At 74.7% G+C, this 22,696-nt stretch carries 19 protein-coding genes and 1 pseudogene; 9 read left to right on the top strand and 11 right to left on the bottom strand.

Features of this window, described 5'->3' with window-relative positions:
- Window positions 1-176: 176 nt before the first annotated feature.
- On the bottom strand, window positions 177-638 hold the full coding sequence (locus J7W19_RS26930; protein WP_004942139.1) for a MarR family winged helix-turn-helix transcriptional regulator: 462 nt from the start codon (window positions 636-638) through the stop codon (window positions 177-179).
- 134 nt (window positions 639-772) lie between these two features.
- On the opposite strand from J7W19_RS26930, the gene J7W19_RS26925 reads away from it, so the two are divergent.
- Window positions 773-1,705, top strand: a complete 933-nt coding sequence (locus J7W19_RS26925; RefSeq protein ID WP_004942142.1) for a quinone oxidoreductase family protein — start codon at window positions 773-775, stop codon at window positions 1,703-1,705.
- 416 nt (window positions 1,706-2,121) lie between these two features.
- On the opposite strand, the pseudogene J7W19_RS26920 reads toward J7W19_RS26925, so the two are convergent.
- Window positions 2,122-3,153 (bottom strand): annotated as a pseudogene (locus tag J7W19_RS26920) (bile acid:sodium symporter family protein); the annotation flags it as partial.
- Between the two features lie 85 nt (window positions 3,154-3,238).
- Here J7W19_RS26920 and J7W19_RS26915 point away from each other — a divergent pair.
- Both J7W19_RS26915 and J7W19_RS26910 read left to right on the top strand, forming a co-directional pair.
- Window positions 3,239-4,183: a LysR family transcriptional regulator gene (locus J7W19_RS26915; protein WP_004942146.1), complete on the top strand. Its 945-nt coding sequence runs from the start codon at window positions 3,239-3,241 to the stop codon at window positions 4,181-4,183.
- Window positions 4,184-4,274: 91 nt separating this feature from the next.
- On the top strand, window positions 4,275-6,125 hold the full coding sequence (locus J7W19_RS26910; protein ID WP_004942148.1) for an AMP-dependent synthetase/ligase: 1,851 nt from the start codon (window positions 4,275-4,277) through the stop codon (window positions 6,123-6,125).
- A 147-nt stretch (window positions 6,126-6,272) separates the two neighbouring features.
- Here J7W19_RS26910 and J7W19_RS26905 read toward each other — a convergent pair whose 3' ends face one another.
- The gene (locus J7W19_RS26905) at window positions 6,273-6,584 is read right to left on the bottom strand and encodes a 4a-hydroxytetrahydrobiopterin dehydratase (RefSeq protein ID WP_004942151.1); all 312 of its coding nucleotides are present in this window, start codon (window positions 6,582-6,584) and stop codon (window positions 6,273-6,275) included.
- A gap of 150 nt (window positions 6,585-6,734) precedes the next feature.
- On the opposite strand from J7W19_RS26905, the gene J7W19_RS26900 reads away from it, so the two are divergent.
- A complete protein-coding gene (locus tag J7W19_RS26900; RefSeq protein ID WP_040888886.1) occupies window positions 6,735-7,541 on the top strand; it encodes a helix-turn-helix domain-containing protein in 807 nt (268 codons plus the stop codon).
- On the opposite strand, the gene J7W19_RS26895 is transcribed toward J7W19_RS26900, so the two are convergent.
- From J7W19_RS26895 to J7W19_RS26885, 3 genes are all read right to left on the bottom strand, one after another.
- Window positions 7,531-7,926 (bottom strand): nuclear transport factor 2 family protein, encoded by a 396-nt coding sequence (locus tag J7W19_RS26895; protein WP_004942155.1) that lies wholly within the window; start codon window positions 7,924-7,926, stop codon window positions 7,531-7,533. The two genes, J7W19_RS26900 and J7W19_RS26895, sit on opposite strands and share 11 nt — an antisense overlap.
- A gap of 154 nt (window positions 7,927-8,080) precedes the next feature.
- Complete coding sequence (locus J7W19_RS26890; protein ID WP_004942158.1) at window positions 8,081-8,734, bottom strand: response regulator transcription factor; 654 nt, start codon at window positions 8,732-8,734, stop codon at window positions 8,081-8,083.
- Complete coding sequence (locus J7W19_RS26885; RefSeq protein WP_004942160.1) at window positions 8,731-9,885, bottom strand: sensor histidine kinase; 1,155 nt, start codon at window positions 9,883-9,885, stop codon at window positions 8,731-8,733. The genes J7W19_RS26890 and J7W19_RS26885 overlap by 4 nt, the downstream gene beginning before the upstream one ends.
- A 132-nt stretch (window positions 9,886-10,017) precedes the next feature.
- On the opposite strand from J7W19_RS26885, the gene J7W19_RS26880 reads away from it, so the two are divergent.
- Complete coding sequence (locus J7W19_RS26880) at window positions 10,018-10,902, top strand: class I SAM-dependent methyltransferase (protein WP_004942161.1); 885 nt, start codon at window positions 10,018-10,020, stop codon at window positions 10,900-10,902.
- A 25-nt stretch (window positions 10,903-10,927) separates the two neighbouring features.
- On the opposite strand, the gene J7W19_RS26875 is transcribed toward J7W19_RS26880, so the two are convergent.
- The gene (locus J7W19_RS26875) at window positions 10,928-12,328 is read right to left on the bottom strand and encodes an amino acid permease (RefSeq protein WP_004942163.1); all 1,401 of its coding nucleotides are present in this window, start codon (window positions 12,326-12,328) and stop codon (window positions 10,928-10,930) included.
- A 392-nt stretch (window positions 12,329-12,720) separates the two neighbouring features.
- On the opposite strand from J7W19_RS26875, the gene J7W19_RS26870 reads away from it, so the two are divergent.
- The gene (locus J7W19_RS26870; RefSeq protein ID WP_004942166.1) at window positions 12,721-13,572 is read left to right on the top strand and encodes an SAM-dependent methyltransferase; all 852 of its coding nucleotides are present in this window, start codon (window positions 12,721-12,723) and stop codon (window positions 13,570-13,572) included.
- 72 nt (window positions 13,573-13,644) lie between these two features.
- On the opposite strand, the gene J7W19_RS26865 is transcribed toward J7W19_RS26870, so the two are convergent.
- Entirely contained in the window at window positions 13,645-14,433 is a 789-nt protein-coding gene (locus J7W19_RS26865) for an SGNH/GDSL hydrolase family protein (protein ID WP_004942167.1), read from the bottom strand.
- A gap of 116 nt (window positions 14,434-14,549) precedes the next feature.
- Here J7W19_RS26865 and J7W19_RS26860 point away from each other — a divergent pair, with 116 nt between their 5' ends.
- Window positions 14,550-15,077: a GNAT family N-acetyltransferase gene (locus J7W19_RS26860; RefSeq protein ID WP_004942169.1), complete on the top strand. Its 528-nt coding sequence runs from the start codon at window positions 14,550-14,552 to the stop codon at window positions 15,075-15,077.
- A gap of 234 nt (window positions 15,078-15,311) precedes the next feature.
- Complete coding sequence (locus J7W19_RS26855; RefSeq protein WP_004942171.1) at window positions 15,312-18,896, top strand: NACHT domain-containing protein; 3,585 nt, start codon at window positions 15,312-15,314, stop codon at window positions 18,894-18,896.
- A 34-nt stretch (window positions 18,897-18,930) separates the two neighbouring features.
- Here J7W19_RS26855 and J7W19_RS26850 read toward each other — a convergent pair whose 3' ends face one another.
- Both J7W19_RS26850 and J7W19_RS26845 read right to left on the bottom strand, forming a co-directional pair.
- Complete coding sequence (locus J7W19_RS26850) at window positions 18,931-20,025, bottom strand: MBL fold metallo-hydrolase (RefSeq protein ID WP_210455387.1); 1,095 nt, start codon at window positions 20,023-20,025, stop codon at window positions 18,931-18,933.
- A gap of 80 nt (window positions 20,026-20,105) precedes the next feature.
- Entirely contained in the window at window positions 20,106-21,320 is a 1,215-nt protein-coding gene (locus tag J7W19_RS26845) for a pyridoxal phosphate-dependent aminotransferase (RefSeq protein WP_040888889.1), read from the bottom strand.
- A gap of 376 nt (window positions 21,321-21,696) precedes the next feature.
- On the opposite strand from J7W19_RS26845, the gene J7W19_RS26840 reads away from it, so the two are divergent.
- Window positions 21,697-22,047 carry a VOC family protein gene (locus J7W19_RS26840; protein WP_004942178.1) on the top strand — a complete coding sequence of 117 codons (351 nt, stop codon included), beginning with the start codon at window positions 21,697-21,699 and terminating at the stop codon, window positions 22,045-22,047.
- 182 nt (window positions 22,048-22,229) lie between these two features.
- Here the strand turns inward: J7W19_RS26840 and J7W19_RS26835 are convergent, their stop codons facing one another.
- Window positions 22,230-22,658 (bottom strand): MarR family winged helix-turn-helix transcriptional regulator, encoded by a 429-nt coding sequence (locus J7W19_RS26835; RefSeq protein ID WP_004942180.1) that lies wholly within the window; start codon window positions 22,656-22,658, stop codon window positions 22,230-22,232.
- Window positions 22,659-22,696 lie beyond the last annotated feature (38 nt).

Below are 22,696 nucleotides of genomic sequence, written 5' to 3'. Positions count from 1 at the left end.
GAAGCCATCCCACCAGATCCGAGGGGAGGGCGTCCCGGATTTGGCCGAATATCAGGGCTGGACCGGGGTCACTTCAGGGCTTCCCCCTACACCGATCCCGCGGGCCCCTCGGGGGTTCTCCCAACCCTGCCCTCACACCCTCCCCACCGGCAGGCCGGGACCCGCCTCACAGCGGGTCAGCCCTGGTCGACGACGCGGGCGAGCAGGGCGAGGAACAGCTCCCGCTCGGCCGGCGAAAGAGCGGACAGCAGTTCCTCGTTGGCCGCGTCCCCCAGCTCGGTGAGGCGGTTGAGGCGCTTGCGGCCTTCGGCGGTGAGCGTGATGGCGTTCTTGCGGCGGTCGGACGGGTCGGGGGCGCGGGTGATCAGCTCCTGCGCCTGGAGGTCGTTGAGGATGCCGACCATGTCCTTGGGGTCGAACCCCGTCGTTCGGCCCAGCTCCGCCTGGGCGACCGGGCCGAGATCGGCCACGGCGGAGAGCACGGCGTGGTGGGGCATGCGCATGCCGTCCTGCGCGAGCGCGTCGGCGACGAGGCGGCGGCCGCGGGCGGAGGCGCGGTTGAGCAGCCAGCTCGGGAGGGACTGGATGTGGCCGAGGGCGGGCTCGCCGGTGCCGGGATCCGTACGTGTGTGTGCCATGCGTCGAGGGTAGCCCGGACTCGTTGGGAATTCCCACGAAAAACCATGGGAATCCCCAACGGAATCCGCTACAGTCTTAACCGTTGGGACCCCCAATGAAGGTGTCCGGCGTCCGACGGCTGTGGAGGTGCACCATGCGACGTGTCCGCTATTACGAGAACGGCGGCCCCGAGGTCCTGCGGGTCGAGGAGGCGGAGGTCCCCCGCCCCGGCCCGGGCGAACTGCTCGTGCGCGTCGAGGCGATCGGCGTGACCCTGCCCGTGACGCGGAAGGTCCGTGAGGGCGGGCTGCCTCATCCCGCCGGCCTGGGCGGTGACGTGGCGGGAGAGGTCGTCTCGGTCGGTCCGGACGTGACCGGGTTCCGGGCGGGCGAGCGGGTCACCGGCCTCTGCTTCGGCGACGGGTACGCGGACTACGCCCTGTTGAACGCCTCGATGGCTTCCCGGATCCCCGACGGCGCGAGCGCCACCGACGCCGTCGCCCTGGTCCGTTGCGGGCTCGTCGCGAGAGGCGCCTATGAGGCGGCACGGCCCGCCGAGGGCGAGTCGGTGCTGGTCACAGGGGCCGCCGGCGGTGCCGGGCATCTGGCCGTGCAGATCGCCCGGGCCCGCGGGGCGGGCCGTGTGGTGGCGGCGGTCGGCTCGCGGGAAAAGCTCGGGTTCGTCATGTCGCTGGGCGCCGACGAGGCCGTCACCTACGAGGAGGAGTCCTGGGGAGAACCGGTGGACGTCATCCTGGACGCGGTCGGCGGCGACCTCCTCTCCCCCGCCCTGCAAGCGCTCGCGCCCGGTGGGCGGTTGGTGGCCTACAGCTCCGGCGGGGGCACTCTCCGGGCGTACGACCTGCTGGTCGGCGCGAAATCGGCGATCGGCTTCCAGATGGCCCTGATAGCCCGCCACCGGCCCGACTTGATGGAGGAGTGGCGGCAGGACCTCTGGGCGCTGCACGCCGAGGGCCGGCTACGACCGTGCGTCCACGCCGAGCTGCCTTTGGAGGATGCCGCGAAGGCCCACGAGATCATGGAATCGCGGGCCAACCAGGGGAAGGTGGTCCTGCGACCGGCGTGAACGGCGACGCGTGGCGGTGCGCACGGCGACGCGGTCGGCGTGAAGGCGTTGGTCGACGTGGAGGGGGATGCGGTCGGTGTGAAGGGCGATGGGGTCGGCGTGAAGGGCGATGGTCGGCCTGAAGAGCGATGGGGTCGGCGTGAAGGGCGGTGCGGCCGGTCCGCCTACCGCGCCCGGCCGGTCGTGATCTCGGGCCGGACAGGCACCGCCTCACTCGGCGCGGCCTGCGGGGCGTCAACTTCCCGCGCACCAACGTCCGGGACGTCGGCCTGGGAGGGGACAGTGTCCTGAGAGGGGCCGGTGTCCTGGGAGGGGACAGTGCCCTGGGGACCGGCCTTGGAAGGGCCGGTATCCGAGGGGTCCGCCGGCGAGAGGTCCGCCGGCGAGGGGTCCGCCGGCGAGGGGTCCGTCTGCGAGGGGCCGGCCGTCGACGGGGCGGTGTCCGGTTGGCGGGCGAAGCGTTTGGCGAGCACGGCGCAGACCATCAGCTGGAGTTGGTGGAGGAGCATCAGGGGCAGCACCGCGAGGCTGGACTCGGCTCCGAAGAGGACGGTGGCCATGGGCAGTCCGGCGGCGAGGCCCTTCTTCGACCCCGCGAAGACGATGGCGATCCGGTCCGCGCGGGAGAAGCCGAGCCGGCGCGCGCCGTAGCCGCTGACGAAGAGCATGACCGCCAGCAGGACGGCCTCCACGCCCAGCAGGGCCAGCAGCCGCCACGGCGTCACCTGGCTCCAGACGCCACGCACCATGCCGGCGCTGAAGGCCACGTAGACGACCATCAGCACCGAGGTGCGGTCGACCCGGCCCAGGATGGTGCGGTGGCGACTGATGAAGCCGCCGATCCAGGGGCGCAGCGCCTGGCCGGCGAGGAAGGGCGCGAGCAGTTGCAGGACGATCGACAGCAGCGAGTCCAGGGAGAAGCCCGCTCCGCTGTTGCCGAGCAGCGCCGCCGCGAGAAGGGGGGTGAGGACGATGCCCACGAGGCTGGAGAAGGAGCCCGCGCAGATGGCCGCCGCCACATTGCCGCGGGCGATGGAGGTGAAGGCGATGGCCGACTGGATGGTGGAGGGCACCAGGCACAGAAAGAGGAAGCCGTCGTAGAGGCTCGGGGTCAGGACGTAGGGGACGAGGCCGCGGGCGGCGAGCCCGAGCAGGGGGAAGATGACGAAGGTGCAGCAGAGGACCGCCGTGTGCAGTCGCCAGTGGCGCAGTCCCTCGACCGTCTCCCGGGTGGAGAGCCGGGCGCCGTAGAGGAAGAAGAGCAGGCCCACCAGGACCTTGGCGGCGATGCCGGCCACCGTCGCCGCCGAGCCCCGGGCCGGCAGCAGTACCGCCAGCAGGACGGTGCCGAGCAGCGCGGCCACGTAGGGATCAACGGGCAGCCGGGACAGGAAGGAAGGGAAGGAGGGGAAGGAAGACGGAAAGGTAGGAAAAGCCGGTCGGCGCATGAGTGCCAGCCTGCCCGGGGGTACGGTCATCGGGAACCCCGTTCACCATGCTGACTGTCATCACGACCGACGATAGGCTCGGGGCATGTTCGATCCGGTGCAGTTGCGGACCTTCCTCGCCGTCTCGCAGACGCTCAGCTTCACCCAGGCCGCCCATCGCCTGGGGGTGCGCCAGTCGACCGTCAGCCAGCAGGTGCGCAGGCTGGAGGAGGCGGCAGGCCGGCGGCTGTTCGTCCGTGACACGCACAGCGTGGAGCTGACCGAGGACGGGGAGGCCATGCTCGGCTTCGCCCGGACGATCCTGGAGGCGAACGAGCGGGCCGCCCACTGGTTCGCGGGGACGCGGTTGCGCGGGCGGCTGCGCTTCGGAGCCTCCGAGGACTTCGTCCTCACCCGGCTGCCCGAGGTCCTGGAGCGCTTCCGGCGTGAGCACCCGGAGGTGGACCTGGAGCTCACGGTGGACCTGTCGGACACGCTCCACGAGCAGATGGCGGCCGGCCGCTTCGATCTGGTGCTGGTCAAGCGCCACCCCCGGCAGCCGCAGAACGGCCGGCTCGTCTGGCGTGACCGCCTGGTGTGGATCGGCAGCGAGCGGCTGCGGTTGGACGCCCGCCGACCCCTGCCGCTGGTCGTCTTCCCGGCCCCGGCGATCACGCGGGCGCGGGCCCTGGACGTCCTGGAGCGCGAGGGCCGGGCCTGGCGGGTGACCTGCACCAGCCGCAGCCTCAACGGCCTGGTCGCGGCGGCCCGGGCCGGGCTGGGGGTGATGGCCCATACGCGCGGCATGATCCCGCCGGGGCTGGTGCCGGTCCCGGTCAGGGCGGGGCTGCCGGAGCTCGGTGCCATCGACGTCGTCCTGTTGCAGGGCCCCGGTCCGGAACGGGACAGCGCGGCGCGGGGCAGCGCGGAAGCGCTGTCGCAGGCGATCCTGGCGGCCGGCGACCGCCTGCACACCCCGGCCGGGCCGGATGGTCAGGAGGTACAGGACGTAATCGAGCCAGGTCAGGGAGATTTCGTGCAGATACCGTGAGCCCCGTCCGTCTATCGGAGCCTCAGGGTTCACCGTTGAGGGATCGGGTACGGTCACCCGCGCTGTGCGGAGCGTGGCGAGGAGCGAGGTAGTGCGCGAGATCACCGTCCCACCCCTGGTACCGGTGCCGCCCTCCGGCGGTCTGGCGGATGCCGTGTTCGAGCACGCCGCCGCCACTCCGGACCGGGTGGCGTTCGGCCGTCGGGCGGCCGACGGCTGGCGGGATGTGACGGCGGCGGCCTTCCGGGACGAGGTGACGGCGCTGGCCAAGGGCCTGTTGGCGGAGGGCGTCCGGGTCGGCGACCGGGTCGCGATCGTCTCCCGGACGCGTTACGAGTGGACGCTGTTCGACTTCGCCCTGTGGTCCGTCGGCGCCCAGTCGGTGCCGCTGTACCCGGGGGCGTCCGTGGAGCAGGTCTACTGGACGCTGCACGACGCGGAGGTCTCCGCCTGCGTCGTCGAGCACGGCGACCACGCCATGACCGTCGGCTCGGTCGTCGACCGGCTGCCCGGCCTGCGCCGGCTGTGGCAGCTCGACGCCGGGGCCGTCGAGGAGCTGACCGCGGCCGGCGCCGGGGTCGCGGACGAGGAGGTGCACCGCCGGCGCGCGGCCGTCACCCCCGGCACCCCGGCCACCGTCCTCTATACGCCGGGCACCACCGGCCGTCCCAAGGCGTGCGTCCTCACCCACGCCAACTTCATGGCGGAGACCGACAACGTCGTCGGCCGCTTCGGCCCGGTCTTCCGCCCCGGGACCGGCCCCGGTTCCGGCCGCGGGGAGCAGGCGTCCACCCTGCTCGTCCTGCCGCTCGCGCACGTCCTCGGCCGGATGGTCCAGGTCGCCGCCGTGCGGGCCGGGGTCCGGGTGGGGCACCAGTCCAGGATGTCGGGGCCGGTGTTCCTGTCCGAGCTGCGGAGTTTCCGCCCGACGTTCCTCGCCGCGGTCCCCTATGTGTTCGAGCGGGTCTTCACCGCCGCCCGTCACGAGGCCGAGCGCACCGGCCGCGAGCGGACGTTCGAGAGGGCCGTGGAGGTGGCCGTCCGCCACTCCGGCGCCCTGGAGGAGCGGGCGTTCGGCGTCGGCCCGGGCCCGGGTACGGCCCTGCGCGTCCGGCGCCGGGTGTTCGACCGGCTCGTCTACTCCGGGCTCCGGGAGAGTCTGGGCGGCCGGCTGCGGTTCGGGCTGTCGGGCGGCGCCGTCCTCGACCGGCGCCTCGGTCTCTTCTTCGCGGGCGCCGGCATCACCCTCGTCGAGGGCTACGGCCTGACGGAGACCACCGGTGCCGTGACCGCCAACCCGCCGGAGCGACCGCGCTTCGGCACGGTCGGCACGCCCGTCCCCGGCACCGGCGTGCGCATAGCGGACGACGGCGAGGTGTGGCTCCGGGGCCCGCAGGTCTTCGCCGGCTACCTGGGCGACCCGCGCGGCACCGAGGCGGTCTTCCGGGACGGCTGGCTGGCCACCGGGGACCTGGGCGCGCTCGACGACGACGGGTACCTGACGATCCGGGGCCGCAAGGCGGAGTCCCTGGCGACCTCCGAAGGGACGGGCGTCCTGCCCTCGGCCCTGGAGGAACGGGTCCGGGCGCACCCCCTGGTGGACCGCTGCCTGGTCGTCGGCAACGGCCGCCCGTTCCTCGCCGCTCTGGTCACCCTGGACCGCCCGGCGGTCGCGCACTGGTGCGCGATGCGCGGCCGGCCCGTCCCGCCCCCGGGCGAGCTGGTGCGCGACCCGGAGCTGGAGGCCGAGATCCGGCGGGCGGTGGTCGCCGCCAACGCGCAGGCGCCGCCGGCCGAGTCGATCCGCACCTTCCGCATCCTGCCCGGCCAGTTCACCGAGGAGCAGGGGCTGGTGACACCCACCATGAAGCTCAAACGGCGGGCGATAGAGAAGGCGTACGCGGCGGACGTCGACGCGCTGTACCGGCTGCCCGTGTCGTGAAAGCTGATCGTGTCGTGAAAGCTGATCGTGCCGTGGGACCGGCCGTGTCCTGAGGGCGGGCCGCGCCATGAGGAGCGCCCGGCGTACCGAAGTGACGCCCCCTGCGCACCGAAAGCGGCGTCCCGCTCGGACGACCCGCGCCCCCGCTCAGACCGCCCGCGCTCCGTGTCCGGCGGCCACCGCCTCGATCCTGCGCGCGAGTTCGATGTCCAGGCCGGTCACCTTGCCGCCCACGCTGTGCGTGTTCACCGCGACACCGACCCGGTCGTAGCCGAGCGTGACCTCCGCGTGATGCCCCAACTCGTCCTGGATGACCGCGATGTGCAGCACCATGGCCGCCGCCGGGAGGTGCCCGGCGAAGGTGTAGGTACGGCGCAGCAGCAGTCCGTCCGTCGTCCAGCCGGGGAGCTCCCGGAGGCGCTCCTCGACGTCCTGCTGCGACAGCGGTTCGACCGTCATGACAGCTCCTCTTCGACCGTGCTCCGTCTTCGTCGCACCACACACCACCGGTGCCGCGCGGCAGGCACCGCACCGCCGGTACCCCAAGGCTCCCACGGGGCGGGAGTTATTTCCCGTCGGCCCGAGGGGCGACGGGTTACGGTCACACGCATGACGATTACTGCGGCCTCGACGGCAACGCAAGTGGGCGAGCTCCTGCGCTCCTGGCGGAACCGCCGCCGGATCAGCCAGCTGGAGCTGGCCCTGCGGGCGAACTCCTCGGCCCGGCACATCAGTTTCATCGAGACGGGCCGGTCCCGGCCGAGCGAGGAGATGGTGCTGCGCCTGGCCGACCATCTGGACGTCCCCGTGCGGGAGCGGAACGCCTTGCTCATGTCGGCGGGTTACGCCCCGCGCTACCCCGAACGGTCGCTCGACGACCCGGCGCTGAGCGAGATGCGCGAGAGCCTGGACGTCCTGCTGCGCGGCTACGAGCCCTTCCCCGCGCTGGTCGTCGACGGCACGTACCAGGTGGTGGCGGCCAACCGGGGCGTCCCCCTGCTGCTGGAGGGCGTCGCCGAGGAGCTGCTGGCGCCGCCGCAGAACGCCATGCGGCTGACCCTGCACCCGCACGGCATGGCGCCGCGCATCCGCAACTTCCTGGAGTGGCGCTGCCACCTGCTGCACCAGATGGACCGTCAGCTCGCCCTGATGCGGTCGGCGCCGCTGCGCGCGCTGTACGACGAGGTCACCGGCTTCCCGATGCCGGACCCCTGCGGCGAGGAGCGGATGGCCGACCGGCGCGCCCCGGTCGCCCTGCCGATGGTGATCGACGTCGGCGGCCGGACGCTGTCGTTCGTCTCGACCATCGCCACCTTCAACACCCCGCTGGACGTGACCGTCTCCGAACTGGCGCTGGAGACCTTCCTCCCCGCCGACCAGGAGACGGCCGCGTACCTGCGGAGCCTCACGCCGTAGCGGGCACCCGGTCGAGGAAGCCGAGGACGCTGCGGATGCGGCCGTCCTCGGCGAGCACGGCCACGTCGAAGCCGGCGACGGGCGCGGAACCGTCGGCGGTGGAGACCAGCTCCCAGCCGAAGCGGACGGTGTTGTGGTGCCCGTCCACGACACCGGACGGCCGGAACTCGAAGCCGGGGAACTGCTCGTGCGCGGCGGTGATCACGGCGGTGATCCCCTCGTGCCCGGCGACGTCGGCCAGCGGGTCGGTGTAGGAGCCGTCCTCGGTCCAGGCGGCGGCGACGGCCGCCGCGAGGGTCTCCGCGTCGGCGTTCCAGGCGGCGAGGTAGCGGGCGACGGCGGTCTCGTGGACGGACTGGGCGGACTGGGCGGACGTGGCGGACATGGCGAACTCTCTTCCTGACGAAGGTCTTTGGGGAGCCTCCGAACCCGAGCGCCCGGGTCCGGAGGCATGCCCACAGCTTGCCGGTCCCGCGCGCGGACGGCGATTACCTCGCAGGTAGCGGCCTCGAAGCCCGTTCCGCCGAGCGGCCCGTCGGTCAGCCGGCGCCGATCCCCGCGTCCCGCGCGCACAGCGCCGCCTGCACCCGGTTGCCCACCTCCAGCGCCGCCAGGATCCGGCTGACGTGTGCCTTCGCCGTGCTCTCCCGCATCCCCAGCGCGGCGGCGATCCCGGCGTTGGACGCGCCTCCGGCGAGCAGGGCGAGGACCTCGGTCTCGCGGGGCGTCAACCGCGCGACCCGGACCCTGGCCGCGCGGCCGGACGGGCGGGCCGTGTCGTGGTAGCGGTCGATGAGGCGGCGGGCGGCGTGCGGATGGAGCATGGCCTGGCCGGCGGCGACGACCCGCACGGCGCGGGCGATCTCGTCGGGTTCGGTGTCCTTGAGCAGGAACCCGGACGCGCCGGCCGCCAGCGCGTCGTACACGTACTGGTCGAGGTCGAAGGTGGTGAGCACGACGACCTGCGGCGGGTCCGGCAGGGCGCGCAGCCGCCGGGTGGCCTCGATGCCGTCCACGCGGGGCATCCGCACGTCCATGAGGGCCACGTCGATCCGGTGGGCGCGGGCCAGTTCCAGCGCCTCGGCGCCGTCGGCGGCCTCGGCGGCGACGGTGATGCCGGGGGTGTCGTCGAGGATGTCGGCGAGGGCGAGCCGGACCAGCCGGTCGTCGTCGACGATCATGGTCCGGATCATGCCGCTCCCGCGCGTTCCGTGGTGTGCCGCCCGGCTCCGGGGACGGTCGCGGCCACGCGCCAGCCGCCCCCGTCCGTCGGCCCGTACTCCAGCCGGCCGCCGAGCGCCGTGACACGTTCGGTGAGGCCGATCAGACCGTATCCGCCGCCCAGCCCGGCGGCTTCGGACGGGGTGCCCGCGGCGCTGCGCACCTCCACGGCGGACTCCGCCGTTCCGTAGTGGACGGCGACCCGGACGGGCGCGCCGGAGGCGTGCTTGCGGGCGTTGGTCAGGGCTTCCCGGACCACGCGGTGGACGGCGAGGCGGTGGCTGACCGGGACGGACGCGGCGTCGCCGGCGAGGTCCGCCTCGATCGACTGCCCTGCGGCGCGTGCCTCGTCCAGCAGTTCGCGCAGCTCGCCGAGGCGCGGTTCGCGCCGGTCGGCCGCGTCCGGCCCGTCATCGGTGTGGCGCAGGGCGCCGAGGACGTCGCGCAGGTCGGCGAGGGCCTCGGTGGAGGTGGTACGCAGCAGGGCGAGCCGTTCGGCGACGGGCTCGGGGAGGTCGGCGGCGCGCCGCCGGAGGGCTCCGGCGTGCAGGGCGAGGACGGTGAGGCGGTGGGCGAGGACGTCGTGCATCTCGGCGGCGATACGGGCGCGTTCGGCGAGCCGGGCCTGTTCGGCGCGGAGGCCGCGTTCGACGCGCAGCCGCTCCACCTGGTCGTCCAGGGCGGCGACCAGCCGCCGGTGGCTGCCCGCCCACAGCCCGAGCGCCAGCGCGAGGGCCAAGGGCATGACGGGGCCGTAGAGGTGCAGGGTCCACAGGTTGCGGCCGGGGTCGGCGAACCGGTTGCCCGTCAGGGCCGCCGCCGCGCACAGCACGGCGAGACCGGTCCGGCCGCGCCGGGCCGTGCGGAAGAGGACGACGAGCAGCGGCGGAGCGACGCCCAGCAGCGCGGCGGTGGCGACCGCCATGACCGCGGCGAGCGGGAGGAACCGTTCGCGCGGGATCAGCGTGGCCGTCGTGGCGACGGCCAGCGCGACGGCGGCCTCGGGACCGAGGAGGCGGTCTCCGCCGCGGATGTACGCCTCCTGCGCCGACAGGAAGCCGACCAGGGCGATGAGCAGGGCATCGGCCCAGCGGGGCCAGGTCCGGTCGGTCAGGGTGAACACGCGCCCAGCCTAGGCACGGGCCCGGACGGCGGGCCTCCGCCGACCGGGCGGGCGGACCCCCGACTTCGGTAGGGGGTGGGCGGGTCGGTTCGGCCGATGGCCGGGCGGTTCGCGGTTCCTAGCGTCGTGGCCATGGACCAGACGCCCCTTCCGACCGCCTTCGACTACGCCGGCCCTGTCGCATCCACGCCCCCTACCGTCACCGGCGCCTCGGACGCCTCCCGTATCACCCGCCACCCGGCCCCCGCTCCCCCGGCAGGCCCGCTTGCCTTCCTCCGGGAGTCCGTGCGCACCTTCCGCATCACCGGAGCCATCGCCCCCAGCAGCCACAGCCTGGCCTGCCGACTGGCCCAGCCGCTGGTGGACCGGGGCCACGCGGGCCGGGACCGCGCGGACCGGAACCGAGCGGACCGGGGCCACCCGGACCAAAACCTCGCAGGCCGGGACCGCGCGGGCCGGGCGTCGCGGAACGGGCGCCCCCGGACGGTGCTGGAGGCGGGCGCCGGTACGGGCACGGTCACCCGGGTGCTGGCGGAGCTGCTGGAGCGGCCGGGCGACCGGCTGGACGCCGTGGAGGTCAACCCCCGGTTCGTGCGGGCGCTGGAGGGGCTGAGGGAGACGAACCCGGCCATGGTGGCGGCCGGTGACCGCATCCGGCTGGTACCGGCATCGATCACGGAGCTCGATCTGGGCGAACACCGCTACGACCTGATCGTTTCCTGTCTGCCGTTCACCAATTTCCCGCCGGAGACGGTCGAGGCGATCCTCGCGCAGTACCTGCGCGCCCTCGTCCCGGGCGGATATCTGACCTTCTTCGCCTACCTCGGCACCCGGCCGCTGCGCGCGCTGACCGGCGGCAGGGCCGAGGCGCGTCGGCACCGGGCGGTGGCCGCGCTGCTGGACGCGTTCACGGCCCGGTACGGCGTCGGGCGGCACGTCGTCTGGGACAACGTGCCGCCCGCTCGCGTACACCATCTGCGCGCTCCCGCCGGTCACACCGGCGACCGGCGAGCCTGAGGAAAGGCCCCGGCGCGAAAGGGGCTCAGCCCCGGAGGGCCGCCTCCGCGGCGGGCTCCTCGGCCGCCGTCGGCTCCCCGGCGGACGCGGAGTCCTCGCCCCCGGCCGCGGCCGTCCGTCGGGCCGCCATCCACACGTAGACGAGCACGCCCGCGAAGAGGAACAGCACGCCCTGGTACACCGCCTTGTAGCCGGCGCCCGCGACCAGCCAGAAGGAGAAGGCGAACGCGCCGAGCGCCAGCACCATGTCGCGGGTCAGCCGGCCCGCGCGCACCCGGTCGCGCCGGCCGGTGAGCAGGAAGTACACCTGCGCGGCGGCGGCCAGCAGGTAGGGCACGGTCGCGGAGAACGTGGTGACCAGCACCAGGATCTCGAAGACCCCGCCCGCCCCCGACACGTAGTTGATCACCGTCAGCAGGGTGGCCAGGACGGACGCGGCGAGCACGCCCGCCGTCGGCACCCCGCGCCGCTTGCGGGCGAAGACGGCCGGGAACAGGCCGTCCTTCGCCGCCGCGTACGGGGCCTGGGCGCTCATCAGCGTCCAGCCGTTGAGCGCGCCCACGATGGAGATCACCGCGGCGGCGGCGATCAGGGTGCCGCCCCACTCGCCGCCGAACATCGCGTTCACGGCGTCGGAGAACGGCGCCGAGGAGCCGACCAGCTTGCCGTGCGGCACGGTGCCGAAGACCGCGAGGGTGCCGAGCAGGTACACCAGGGCTGCGCCGATGGTGCCGAACACGCTGGCCCGGCCGACGTTGCGCTTGGGGTCGCGGACCTCGCCCGCGCTCATCGCCGCCGACTCGACGCCGACGTAGCTGTAGAGCAGGATCGCCGCGGACGCGGTCAGGCCGCCGGCCCAGTTCCCGCCCCCCTCGCTGAAGGAGCCCAGGTTGTGCGGGTCGAAGTAGAAGAGTCCGACGACCGCCACGAACAGCAGCGGGACGAACTTGAGCACCGTGGAGACCAGCTGCACGGCGCCCACCCAGCGGGTGCCGGCGAGGTTGGCCAGGGCCGGCAGCCACAGCATCAGCAGGGCCACGGCCAGGTCGGTGCCCATCGAGCCCTTCCCGCCCGTCAGCGCGTGGAAGTAGCCGACGCCGGCCACCGCCAGGGCGGCGTTGCTGACCCAGGTCATGGTCCAGTACGACCACGCGGAGAGGAAGCCGGCGAAGTCGCCGAACGCCTCGCGCGCGTACACGTACGGGCCGCCGGTCCGCGGGTGCCGCTCGGCGAGCCGTCCGAAGACCAGGGCGAGCGCGATGGCCCCGACCGTCAGCACCCCGAAGGCGAGCAGGCTGACGGTGCCGTACGGGGCGACGGAGGCGGGCAGCAGGAAGATGCCGCCGCCGATGATGTTCCCCATGACCAGCGCTATCGCCGTGGGGAGGCCGAAACGGCGCGCGGGGGTGCCGTCGGTTTCGTGCATGGGGTGGTGCGCCTCTCATCCTGCGGGCAGGTCGCAGATACGTGCGACAGAAGCACATGGTGACCAGTGAGGGGCGCGGCGCAAAATCGCTCTTTTTTGTCCCGCGGAGGGCCGTCTTCCGCCGCAAAAGGTCCAGCTCGGCGGCGCGTCGGCCGTGATTCGTCCACCCCCTTCCCGAACAGGGGTGCGGAGGGTTCCGGCCAGTCGGGCGCGGCTTCCGTCCCGTTTCGCCGGACGTGCCCTGTCGCACCGCGGGCGCGAGGGGGCAACGTTCGGGAGATCGTCCGTGTCTCTGCGGGCGACGCTCGTCGATCAGGCCGCTCGGTCAGGCCGCTCGGTCAGGCCGGTCGGTCAGCCCGACACCGCCCTCTTCCCCGTAGGAGGAACCCGTCATGATCAGTGGTTTCCGGGACGTCACCCCCCAGGCCATCGCGGAACTCTACGACCGGTACAGCGAACGGACCGCCGCACTCCTCGGCGGCAGCATCCACTTCGGCCACTGGCCGGATCCGGCGGAGAGCGCCCCCGCCGCCTCCGTCGCCACCGCGTCCGCCCGCATGACCCGGCTGATGACCGACGCCCTGGGGGTCGGCCCGGGAGACCGCGTCCTGGACGCCGGCTGCGGCACCGGCCGCCCGGCCCTCCAGCTCGCCCGGACCACCGGCGCCACCGTCACCGGCATCACCCTCAGCGGCGAGCAGGTCCGCCTGGCGTCCGCCGCGGCGGCGGCCGAGGGCCTGTCCGACCGGGTCTCCTTCCGGCTCGCCGACGTGGCCGAGGCGCGCTTCCCCGCCGATTCCTTCGACGGAGCGTGGCTCTTCGAATCCCTCCTCCACATGCCCGACCCCCGGCACGTCCTGCGCCGGATCCATGACGCGCTGCGCCCGGGCGCCCGGCTCGCCATCGCCAACGTCGTCGAACGCGCGCCCCTGCCGGCCGCGAGCCGCCCGGCCCTCGACACCTTCTGCGCCCTCAACCGGATCGCCGCGATCCTCCCGCTCGCCGACTACCCGGCGCTGCTCGCCGACGCGGGACTGGCCGTCGAGAGCGTCACGGACGTCTCGGAGCACAGCGTTCCGCAGACCCTCCGCGCCCTCTGCGCGGCCATCCGGGCGGACGGCACGGACGTCCCTCCGGAGGAACGCGAGGAGCGCCGGACCCTGCTCGACGCGATGGACCGGCTCACGGTCACGCCCGAGCTGGGCTACGCGATCGTCGTCGCCTCGAAACCGCGGCGGCCGTGACCCGACCGCACCCGTCCGGCCCGACCGCACCCGTTCAGCCCGACCACACTCGCTCAGTCCGACCGCACCCGTTCAGATCCCGCGCGACAGGAGCCTGAAGTACCCGCGCTGGCCTTCCGCGTTGGGGTGGTACGACTCCCAGAACAGCGGTCCCGCCGGGTTGATCCACGGCGCGCCGGAGCAGGCGCCGTGCCCGGCGAAGGTCCGGCGCGCGTCGAGGTAGGTGAACCGCGCGGCCCGGGCGCGGTCGGCGACCACCGCGTCCAGGTGATCGAGCGCGGCGTCCATCCGCCGGGCGTTCGGCGGGGAGGGGACCAGGCAGGAGGGGGCGCCGAAGAGGTACGGGTACCCCAGTACCACCACCCGTGCGTGCGGCGCCCGTTGGGCGATCGTGTGGTACGCGGCGTCCAGCCGGTGGGGCAGGGAGCGGTCCATCTCGGCCTCGGCCCGGTCCGCCTCCCCGTCGCACGTGCCGGGCCGGCCGACGCTGCAGGCGAGCATGACGCGGGAGTAGCCCACGTCGTTGCCGCCGAGCGTCAGGGTGACGAGGCGGACGCCCGGGTCCAGCGCGCCCACCTGCTCCCGCAGCACGTCGTCGCTGGTGGCGCCCGCGCAGGCGGTGAACCGGAAGTCCCGCACCCCGTGGGCGGCGGCCCACAGCGGAGCGTGGGCGCGCGGGCTTCTCAAGCACAGCCCGCCCGCCGGGTCGTAGGGCCCGGCACCCACGCCGGAGGTGTACGAGTCGCCGAGCGCCGCGTACGCGGTGGGGGCTCCGGCGGCGGCCGGCGGCGGCGACCAGAGCAGGGACGAGACGGCGGCGAGGGCGGCGGCGAGGCGCGCGGCACGGAAGGTCGGACGCACAGGGGCTCCCCGGGTCGTGGACGGTGCGCCGTTCCTACCACTCCTCCGAGCCCCAAGACCGGCCGAGCGTGGCCCGATTCACCTCTAAGGGTCGTGGGAGTGGGCAGGATGCCCCCATGACGATCACCCTGCGCACCCCGCGACTGACGCTGCGCCGCTGGCGCGAGGACGACCTCGAACCGATGGCGGCCATCAACGGCGATCCGGACGTGATGCGGTGGATCCGGGACGGCTCGGTGCAGGACCGCGCCCAGACGGCCGCGAGCATCGCCGCCTGGGAACGCGAGTGGGAGGAGCACGGCATCGGCCTCTTCGCGGCCGAACTCCGCGAGGACCGGCGGCTGATCGGCTTCGTCGGCCTGTCCGTGCCCCGCTACCTGCCGGAGATCCTGCCCGCCGTGGAGATCGGCTGGCGGCTCGGCCGCCCCTTCTGGGGCCGCGGCCTGGCCACCGAAGGCGCCCGTGCCGTCCTGGACTTCGCCCTCCGCGACCGGGGTCTGGCCCGGATCGTCAGCGTCCACGCGGTGGGCAACGACGCGTCGGAGCGGGTCATGCGGAAGCTCGGTATGCGGTGTGAGCGGGAGACGAGACATCCCTTGTCGGGGGCGGCCCTTCGGGTGCACGTGCTGGAGGCTCGGCCGTAGGGGGTTGCCCCGGTCCCTCCCCTTCGCCGTTTCCTGGGGGCTGCGCCCCCAGACCCCCCTTTCGCGGCTGCGCCGCTCGTCCTCAAGCGCCGGAGGGGCTGATCCAGCCCGTCCGGCGCTTGAGGACGAGCGGCGCAGCCGCGATGCCGGGGCACACGCCCCGCTTGCGACCGCATTCCGCCGGTGCCTACCGTGAAGTGAACGCCTCCCCACCCCTCCGGGAGGAGACGCCGCATGACGCAGGTCGTCCGCCGTCCGCCCGGCACATCCCGTCCCCGCCCCGCCCCCGTCGTGACGCTCCCCTTCCGCCGGGCGGCGGCCGCCCTGCACTGGGCCGTTCTCTCGCGCCGCCACCGCCGTGCGGTCCGCCGCGAGGCCCGGCACGGCGCGCCGCGCCCGGGCAAGTGGCGCCGCTGGAACTCGTACACGGCGGTCTCGCGCGCCTGCTGCCTGCTGATCGCGCTGGTGGTGGCCGCCTGGTGTGCCGAGGGCGTGTACATCGTCGTCACCGGGCAGACGACGCCGTTCGAGACCTGGCGCAAGGGGAACGCGGGCTTCGACGCGCTGATCCGCTTCGTGGGTCCGGTGCTGACGGCCGGGATCGCCTCCGCCGCCTTCCTGTTCTGCTGGTACGGCTGGACGAAGCGGCGCTATCTGGCCAAGGCCCGGCGCACCCCGCATGAGCTGGTCCCGACGGCCGGGCCGGACACCGCCGAGATCGTCGGCCGCCAGGAGGTGGCGCAGGTGATCGCGGAGCGGTTGCGGGACCGGGCCACCCGGCGGCCGTACCTGCTGGTCGGCGGCCTGGGCACGGGCAAGACCGCGGTCCTGGTGCGGCTCACCGAGATGCTGGCGCGGCAGGGCGCCGTGCCCGTGCCCGTCCGGTTGCGGGACACCGCGGACCAGGGCGAGCTGGACTTCGAGCAGTTGGCGCGGCGCCGGTTCGCGGAAGAGGCGCCGCAGGGCATCCTGGCGCGCAGCAAGAACGAGCGGGTCTGGCAGCAACTGCTGGCGGACGACAAGCCGGTGGTGATCGCGGACGGGCTGGAGGAGGCCGTGCTCGGCGAGCGTTACCAGGACGACCGGGACAACATCATCCGCCGGGCCATCGAGCGCGCCTACGAGGAGCGCCTCCCGCTGGTCATCGCGTCGCGTCCGCACACACCGCTGGAGGGGACGCACGCCGCGATCATCGAACTGGAGCCGCTCAGCGAGGAGGAGGCGCTGCGCTTCGTGGAGGAACGCGCCGCCGAGTCGGACGAGCGCCGCCTCGACTGGGTCGTGGAGACGGCGGAGGCCACCGAGTCGCCCATCTACCTGCAGATCGCCCGGGATCTGCACCGCCACCGCAGCCTGGAGCGCGACCGGCCGCGCAACGACCCGCACCGGCTGGACACCCGCAGCTGGGACCGGTCCACGCTGCGGCTGTGGCTGCTGGAGACCTGGTACCACGCGCTGGTGGAGGGCCGGCTGCGGGAGGACGTCGGGCTGACGGCGCGGGAGCGCGAGGACACCCTGACGACCGTCTCCGCACTGGCCTGCGCCGGGCTGCTCCAGGACAAGCTGGAGGTCGGCTTCGGCGACCTGCTGGGCGGGGACGTCCATCCGGGCCCGGCCCGGCGGGTCGGGGCGACGGCCGGGCACCTGTGGGCCGGGCACCGCTTCGACCGGTACGGCAAGCGCGGCGACGCCTTCTCCGAGTGGCATCGCGAGCGGCTCTGGGACGCCCTCCGGGAGCGCCTCGGGGAGGAGGAGAAGCGGCAGTTGGCGACGGGCAACACGGGCCAGTGCCAGGCCGCGCTCGCCCGGGCGGCGTCCCGCGCGGACGCCCTGGGCCTGGTCGAGGGGTTCGAGCGGAAGATCCGCTTCCCGCACAGTGTCATCCAGGCGTACCTGGGCTTCCGGTTGCTCGCCCACCTCGGGGAGCGCCGCGCCGGCGCCCTCGTCCAGCAGGCGCTGTCACCGCCCGGTCCCAGCCGGGAGCTGCTCATCGCGCTGGTGCTGCTCTCCCGGGAGCGCGCGGCCGAACTCGCGGGCACCGGCGGGGGTCTGGCGGCGGACGTCCGCCGCGATCTGCACGAGCTGTGGCGGCGGTCGCCGTTGAGCGGCCGGTCGCTGGCCCGGCAGCTCGCCGCCGCCGCGGACCGGCGTACGGATCCCAAGGCGCTGGATCTCTACGCCGCCGCGCTGGAGATGGACGCGGTGGAGGCGGAGCCGCGGCTGCTGCCGACCGTCACCGCCACGCTGACCAGGCGGTGGGCGGACGTCAAGGGGAACGTCCGGACCCTGGAGGAGGCCAAGCTCGGCCTCGTCAAACAGCTCGGCGCGGCCCTGCGCGAGGCGGCCGGGAAGACGGACACCGTCCCGCTGTACGAGCGGCTCTTCGAGCTGGCCCGGCAGGAGCCGTCGCACACCGTCCGGCTGGCCGCCGCCCAGGAGTTCGGCGACGGCGGGGATCCGGCGTTCGCCGTGATCCGCCGGCGGGTCGGGGTCGACACCGACCCCGTGGAGGAGTACCAGGCGCGGGTGCGCGCGCTGAAGGACGAGCGGCGGCGGGCGTACGACGCGTGGGCCGCCGCGGCGGGGCCGTCGCCGGCCGGCCGTGGCCCCGGCGCCGGCGAGCCGGACCCGCGCGACCGCGAACGGCAGGAGCTCCACCGCCGCTACCGGCGGCAACGGGTGGATCTGGTACGCGAGTTCGTCATCCGGGCCTGGATGATCCCGATGCTGCTCGGGTCCGTCTCCGACGGCCACCGCGACGAGGCGCGGTACCGGCTGACGAAGTGGATGCGCCACCTCGACCCGCGGTACACCGGCGGCACCTCCGACCTGCCGCTGGTCCTGGAGAACGCGCTCGCCCAGGGCTTCAAGTACGCGGCCAACCGGCGGAAGCGGCACCCCCTCGCGTACGAGGGCGGACGCGGCGAGCTCATCCGGCACGCGGAGACCGCGCTCCAGCGGTCCCGGTGCTGGTACGCGCAGCTCACCCTCGTGCAGGCGCTCTGCCTGTGGGAGCTGCCGGACAGCATCGCCCGCGGCGGACCGGACGCGGAGGCGGCCGACACGGGCGGGGACGACGACTCGGGGCCGCCCGCCGCCCGGCCGACCACCGCCGTGCAGACGGTGCGCCGCTGGCTGGCGATGGCGGGCGCGGGGGCGCCGGACGGTACGGGGGACGGCGCGGCGGGGCAACGGGTCCTGCACCCGTTCGTCGCCGAGGCCGGGGACCTGGCGGCGCTCGCCCTGGAGACCCGCCGTCCGGAACGTTTCCTCTGGATCGACGAGAAGGCCGTCGTCGACACGATCGGCTCGCGCGCCTGCGCCCCTCGGCGCTACCGCAAGCACAACCTGTGGCTGCCGCCCTCGGTCGGCTGGAGCACCCTCGACGCGCGCGCCCAGCGCCTCGTCGCCGACGTCCTGGTGCTGACGAACCTCATCGAGCGCGACGGCCGGCCGGACGACGTGGAGGACCGTTTCCGCCGCTCGCGGCAGCCCGGCGCCCCGCTCCCGCCGTGCCTCAGCCAGGACCGGACGCCCCTCCACCCGGAGCTGACGGCCGGCACCTCCACCCTCCCCGCGCCGGGCTCCACCTGCCTGCCCACCTGCCCGTTCCAGTTCTGCCCCTACCCGCCGCGCGGCGTCCGGGCCCGGGCCGAGCTGCGCGAGCCCTTCTGCCGGCAGCAGCAGGTCCTGCTGCGGGGCCGGGTGCGGCGGCGCTCCCCCGGCGTGCTGCGCAGGCGGACGCCGCACTGGGCGGGCATGCGCGCCAGGGAGCTGCACGAGTTCTGGGAGGCGATGGCGGCCCGGTCGCGGGGGTGAGCCGGGGCCACGCGCTCCCGCTCTCGACGCGCGCTCACTGCGCGGCGCCGCCCCAGGCCCGCCGCGCGCGCTCCGGCCCCGCGCCCCGGGCGCTCTCCGGTCCCGTCGGCCCCTCCAGCACCCGGGAGCCGCCGACGGGCAGGTCCCACAGGTCGTCCCGGTCCCGGCCCGCCGCCCGCCAGGCGGCGCGCACCCGGCGCAGTGGCTCCATCGGCGGTTCGGCGGACAGCAGGAAGGTGGCCCAGTGCATCGGCGCCATGGACCGGGCGCCCAGGTCGAGGCAGGCCCGGACCGCCTCCTCCGGGTCCGTGTGGACCGGCGCGAGCATCCAGCGCGGCGCGTACGCGCCGATCGGCAGCAGCGCCAGGTCGATGCCCGGGTAGCGGGCGCCGATGCGCTCGAACCAGTGGCCGTAGCCGGTGTCGCCCGCGAAGTACACCCGCCGGCCGTCGGGCGCGGTGAGCACCCAGCCGCCCCACAGCGAACGGCAGGTGTCGGTGAACGTCCGCTTGCTCCAGTGGTGGGCGGGCACGAAGTCGAAGCGGACGGGCCCGGCGGCGCCCGGCAGTTCGACCGCCTCCCACCAGTCCAGCTCGGTGACGCGGGTGAAGCCCCGGCGCCGCGCCCAGCGGCCGAGACCGGCGGGGAGCAGCAGGTGGGTGTGGCGCGGGAGCCGTTTGAGGGTGAGGGCGTCCAGGTGGTCGTAGTGGTTGTGGCTGATGACGACGGCGTCCACCCGGGGCAGGTCCTCCCAGCGGACGCCGACCGGCGTGACTCTGGGCGGGGTGCCGAGGATCCGCCGGGACCACACGGGGTCGGTGAGGACGGTGAGCCCGCCGACGGCGATCACCCAGCTGGCGTGCCCGGCCCAGGTGACGGCGACCGTGGCGGCGTTGACGACCGGCGGCGGGCCGGGGGCGACCGGCAGGTCGGGGACCTCCCGCAGCGCCTCGGCGCCCGGCCGCAGCATCCCCTCCCGGGCCACCCTGGCCAGCGCCCGGACGCCGGGCAGCGGCGCGGTGAGCCGGTCGGCGAAGGACCGTGGCCAGGTACGGATCTCCCCGGTCGGACGCGGTTCCGGGAGGGGGCGCTCGGGTTCCGAGAGGGGGCGCTCGGTCTGCTCGGTCATCGAAGGGCTCCGTTCGGGGGGACCGGGGTGCCGGCGCGGGGCGGGAGCGGCGGCACGCTCGTCGACGGTGGTCGGGAACCTCAGGTGTCCGTGCCGGCCAGGGCGCGGAACGCCGCTTCCAGGCCGGCCAGCGCCTCGGCGACCTCCGGCAGGGCCGGCGGGTCCGGGGAGTCGAGGGCGCGCTGCCGCGCTTCGTCGCCGGTGCCGAGGAACGGCAGGGCGGAGAGCCGGACGCGCAGCGCGTCCGGCTCGTCCCCGAAGCGGTGACCGCCGGGGACGGGGTGCCCGAGCGCCGCGCCGAGGTGCGCCTCCAGCTCGACGGAGTCGGTGACGCCGCGCCGGGCCAGGCCGGCCCGCAGTTCGCCGAGGTCGGCGTAGAGGTGGGGGCCGGTCTGGGGCGGGCGGGCGAGCGCCCCGGCCGCGGTGATCCGCTCCAGGACGGCGGCGGACGTCCGCCCGTAGAGCCGCGCGGCGGCGGCGGTGTGCTCGCGGACGGGCGGCGGTTCGGTCAGCGCCCAGCGGGCGGCGACGGCGACGGGAGGCGCGAGTTCGGCGCGCAGCGCGTCCAGGACGGACGCCGCCCGGGCCCGCAGCACGGGCCCCGGCCCGGACCTCGGGAACACGGCGAACGCGGCCGGCCAGGCGGCCGGCAGCAGGGTCCCGGCGAGTTCGGTGAGGACCACCACGCGCTCCGGATACATCTCGGCGGGCCCGACGAAGACCGTGGCGTGCGGATCGTGGCAGACGTCCCGCCAGGTCTCGTCGCTGACGATCGTCAGCTCCTCGCCGGCCGCGGCCTCGCACACCTCGTGCACCAGCTCCGGCGGCGCGACCGTGCCGGTGGTGTCGTCGGCGACCGACAGGACGAGGAACCGCGGCCTGCCGCCCTCGGCGCGGACCCGGCGGACGGTCTCCAGCAGCGCGACGGGGTCGGGGACGCCGCCGGCCTCGGCGGTGACGGGCACGTGGTACGCCAGCCGGCCGGCCAGCCGGGCGAGCGGCGCGTACCAGGCCGCGCAGGGGCGGGTCAGCAGCACCTCGCCGCCGGCGGAGGCCAGCAGGGCCAGCAGCAGCGGCTGGGCGCCGGGCGCGGCGAGGACGTCGGAAGGATCCGGGGCCGGCCCCCGGCGGGCCCGGTAGCCGCAGGCCGCCGCCCGGAGCTCGGACCCGCCGCCGACGGGCTCCGGCGCGGTCCGGGACGCGGCCTCGGCGAACCGCTCGCGCAGCTCGGGCGGGACGGGCAGCCCGCGCTCGGCGGCGGGGAACGCGGGAGGGGTGAGGGGCGTGGGTGACATGGGTGACGTGGGAGGCGCGTACGAGTGGCTCCGCTGCATCCTGCGCACCTCCGTCCCGCGGATCGCCGTCCGCCGCGCCCGCTTGTCCGGCGGAGCTTTTCCGCAACCGTTTTTCTGTCCACCTTCGCAGATCACCGCGGTGCACGGCCGCCTGACACGGGCGGGCGGGTGACGGCCCGGTCCCGGGACGGGACACGGCCGCCGGGGGCGGGGCGGGAGCACCACCATGCCCGACGGGCGGGACGCTCGGGAAGAGACCGGAGGGGGCGCTCCGGCCGCCCCCGCGCGCCGGTTGACGAACCCCCGTGTAATGAACGGCAGTTCGGCGCCCAAAGGCCGTCTTCCGCACCGCCCCAGGACAACTAGCCTGGCTGCCATGAACATTCTCGGGACTTCGCTAAGGGTGTGCGTCGGCGATCTGGAAGCGGCGATCGCCGTCTACGAACGGCTGACCGGCACGGAAGCGGTGCGCTTCCGGCGCGGCGGCGTATCGGTCGCCGCGGTCGGCTGCTTCTTCCTGATGAGCGGCCCCGAGGCGGAACTGTCCATCCTCCGGAAGATCACCGCCACCATCGCGGTGACGGACGTGGACGAGGCGGTCCGCGACCTGAAGGCGGTCGGCGCGGAGGTCATCGCCGGCCCGGTGCCGACGCCCATCGGGCGGAACCTGGTGGCCCGGCATCCGGACGGGTCGGTTTTCGAGTACGTGGACCGGGCACGGGGTTGACGCGAACGCCGGACGGGCCGGACCCCGGCCCCGGCCGCACCACCCGGCCCGTCCGGCACGCGGCTCACCCCGCCCGACAACGGCGGCTCACCTCGGGGACGTCCGCGCGCCCTGACGATGGCCGCGTGCCCCGACGGCGGCCGCTCACCCCAGTAGCGGCCATACGCCCCGGCAACCGCCGCTCACCCCGACGACGGCGGCTCGCCCCACCCCGCCTCCAGTGCCCCCCGCAGCGCGGCGACCGCCTCGCCTCCGATCCGCTCCGCCAGCCGGTCCTCCAGCCGGGTGAGCACGGACGCCGCCAGCCGATGCGCCCGCTCCCCCTCCGCCGTACGCCGGACCAGCCGCCGCCGCGCGGACCCCGGGTCGGGGACCTGCTCCAGCAGCCCGGCGGCGATCAGCCCGTGCGCGGCCTGGTGCGCGGTCTGCCGGGTGACGCCCATCCGCCGGGCCAGCTCGGAGACGGTGGTGCCCTCCGGATCCAGCACCGAGAAGAGCTGCAGCTGGGCCGGGGACACGGGCGTGGCGCCGGCCGCCTCCATGGCGGCCGACAGCCCGTCGTCGAACCATCGGCGCCCCTCGCCGAGGAGTTGGGACAGGCTGCGGTGCATCGGTTCCTCACAGGACGCCGGGGATCGGACGGGACAGG

It is taken from the genome of Streptomyces mobaraensis NBRC 13819 = DSM 40847, assembly GCF_017916255.1.
GTDB classification, from domain to species: Bacteria; Actinomycetota; Actinomycetes; order Streptomycetales; family Streptomycetaceae; genus Streptomyces; species Streptomyces mobaraensis.
This window is presented reverse-complemented; position numbering and strand designations above follow the sequence as displayed.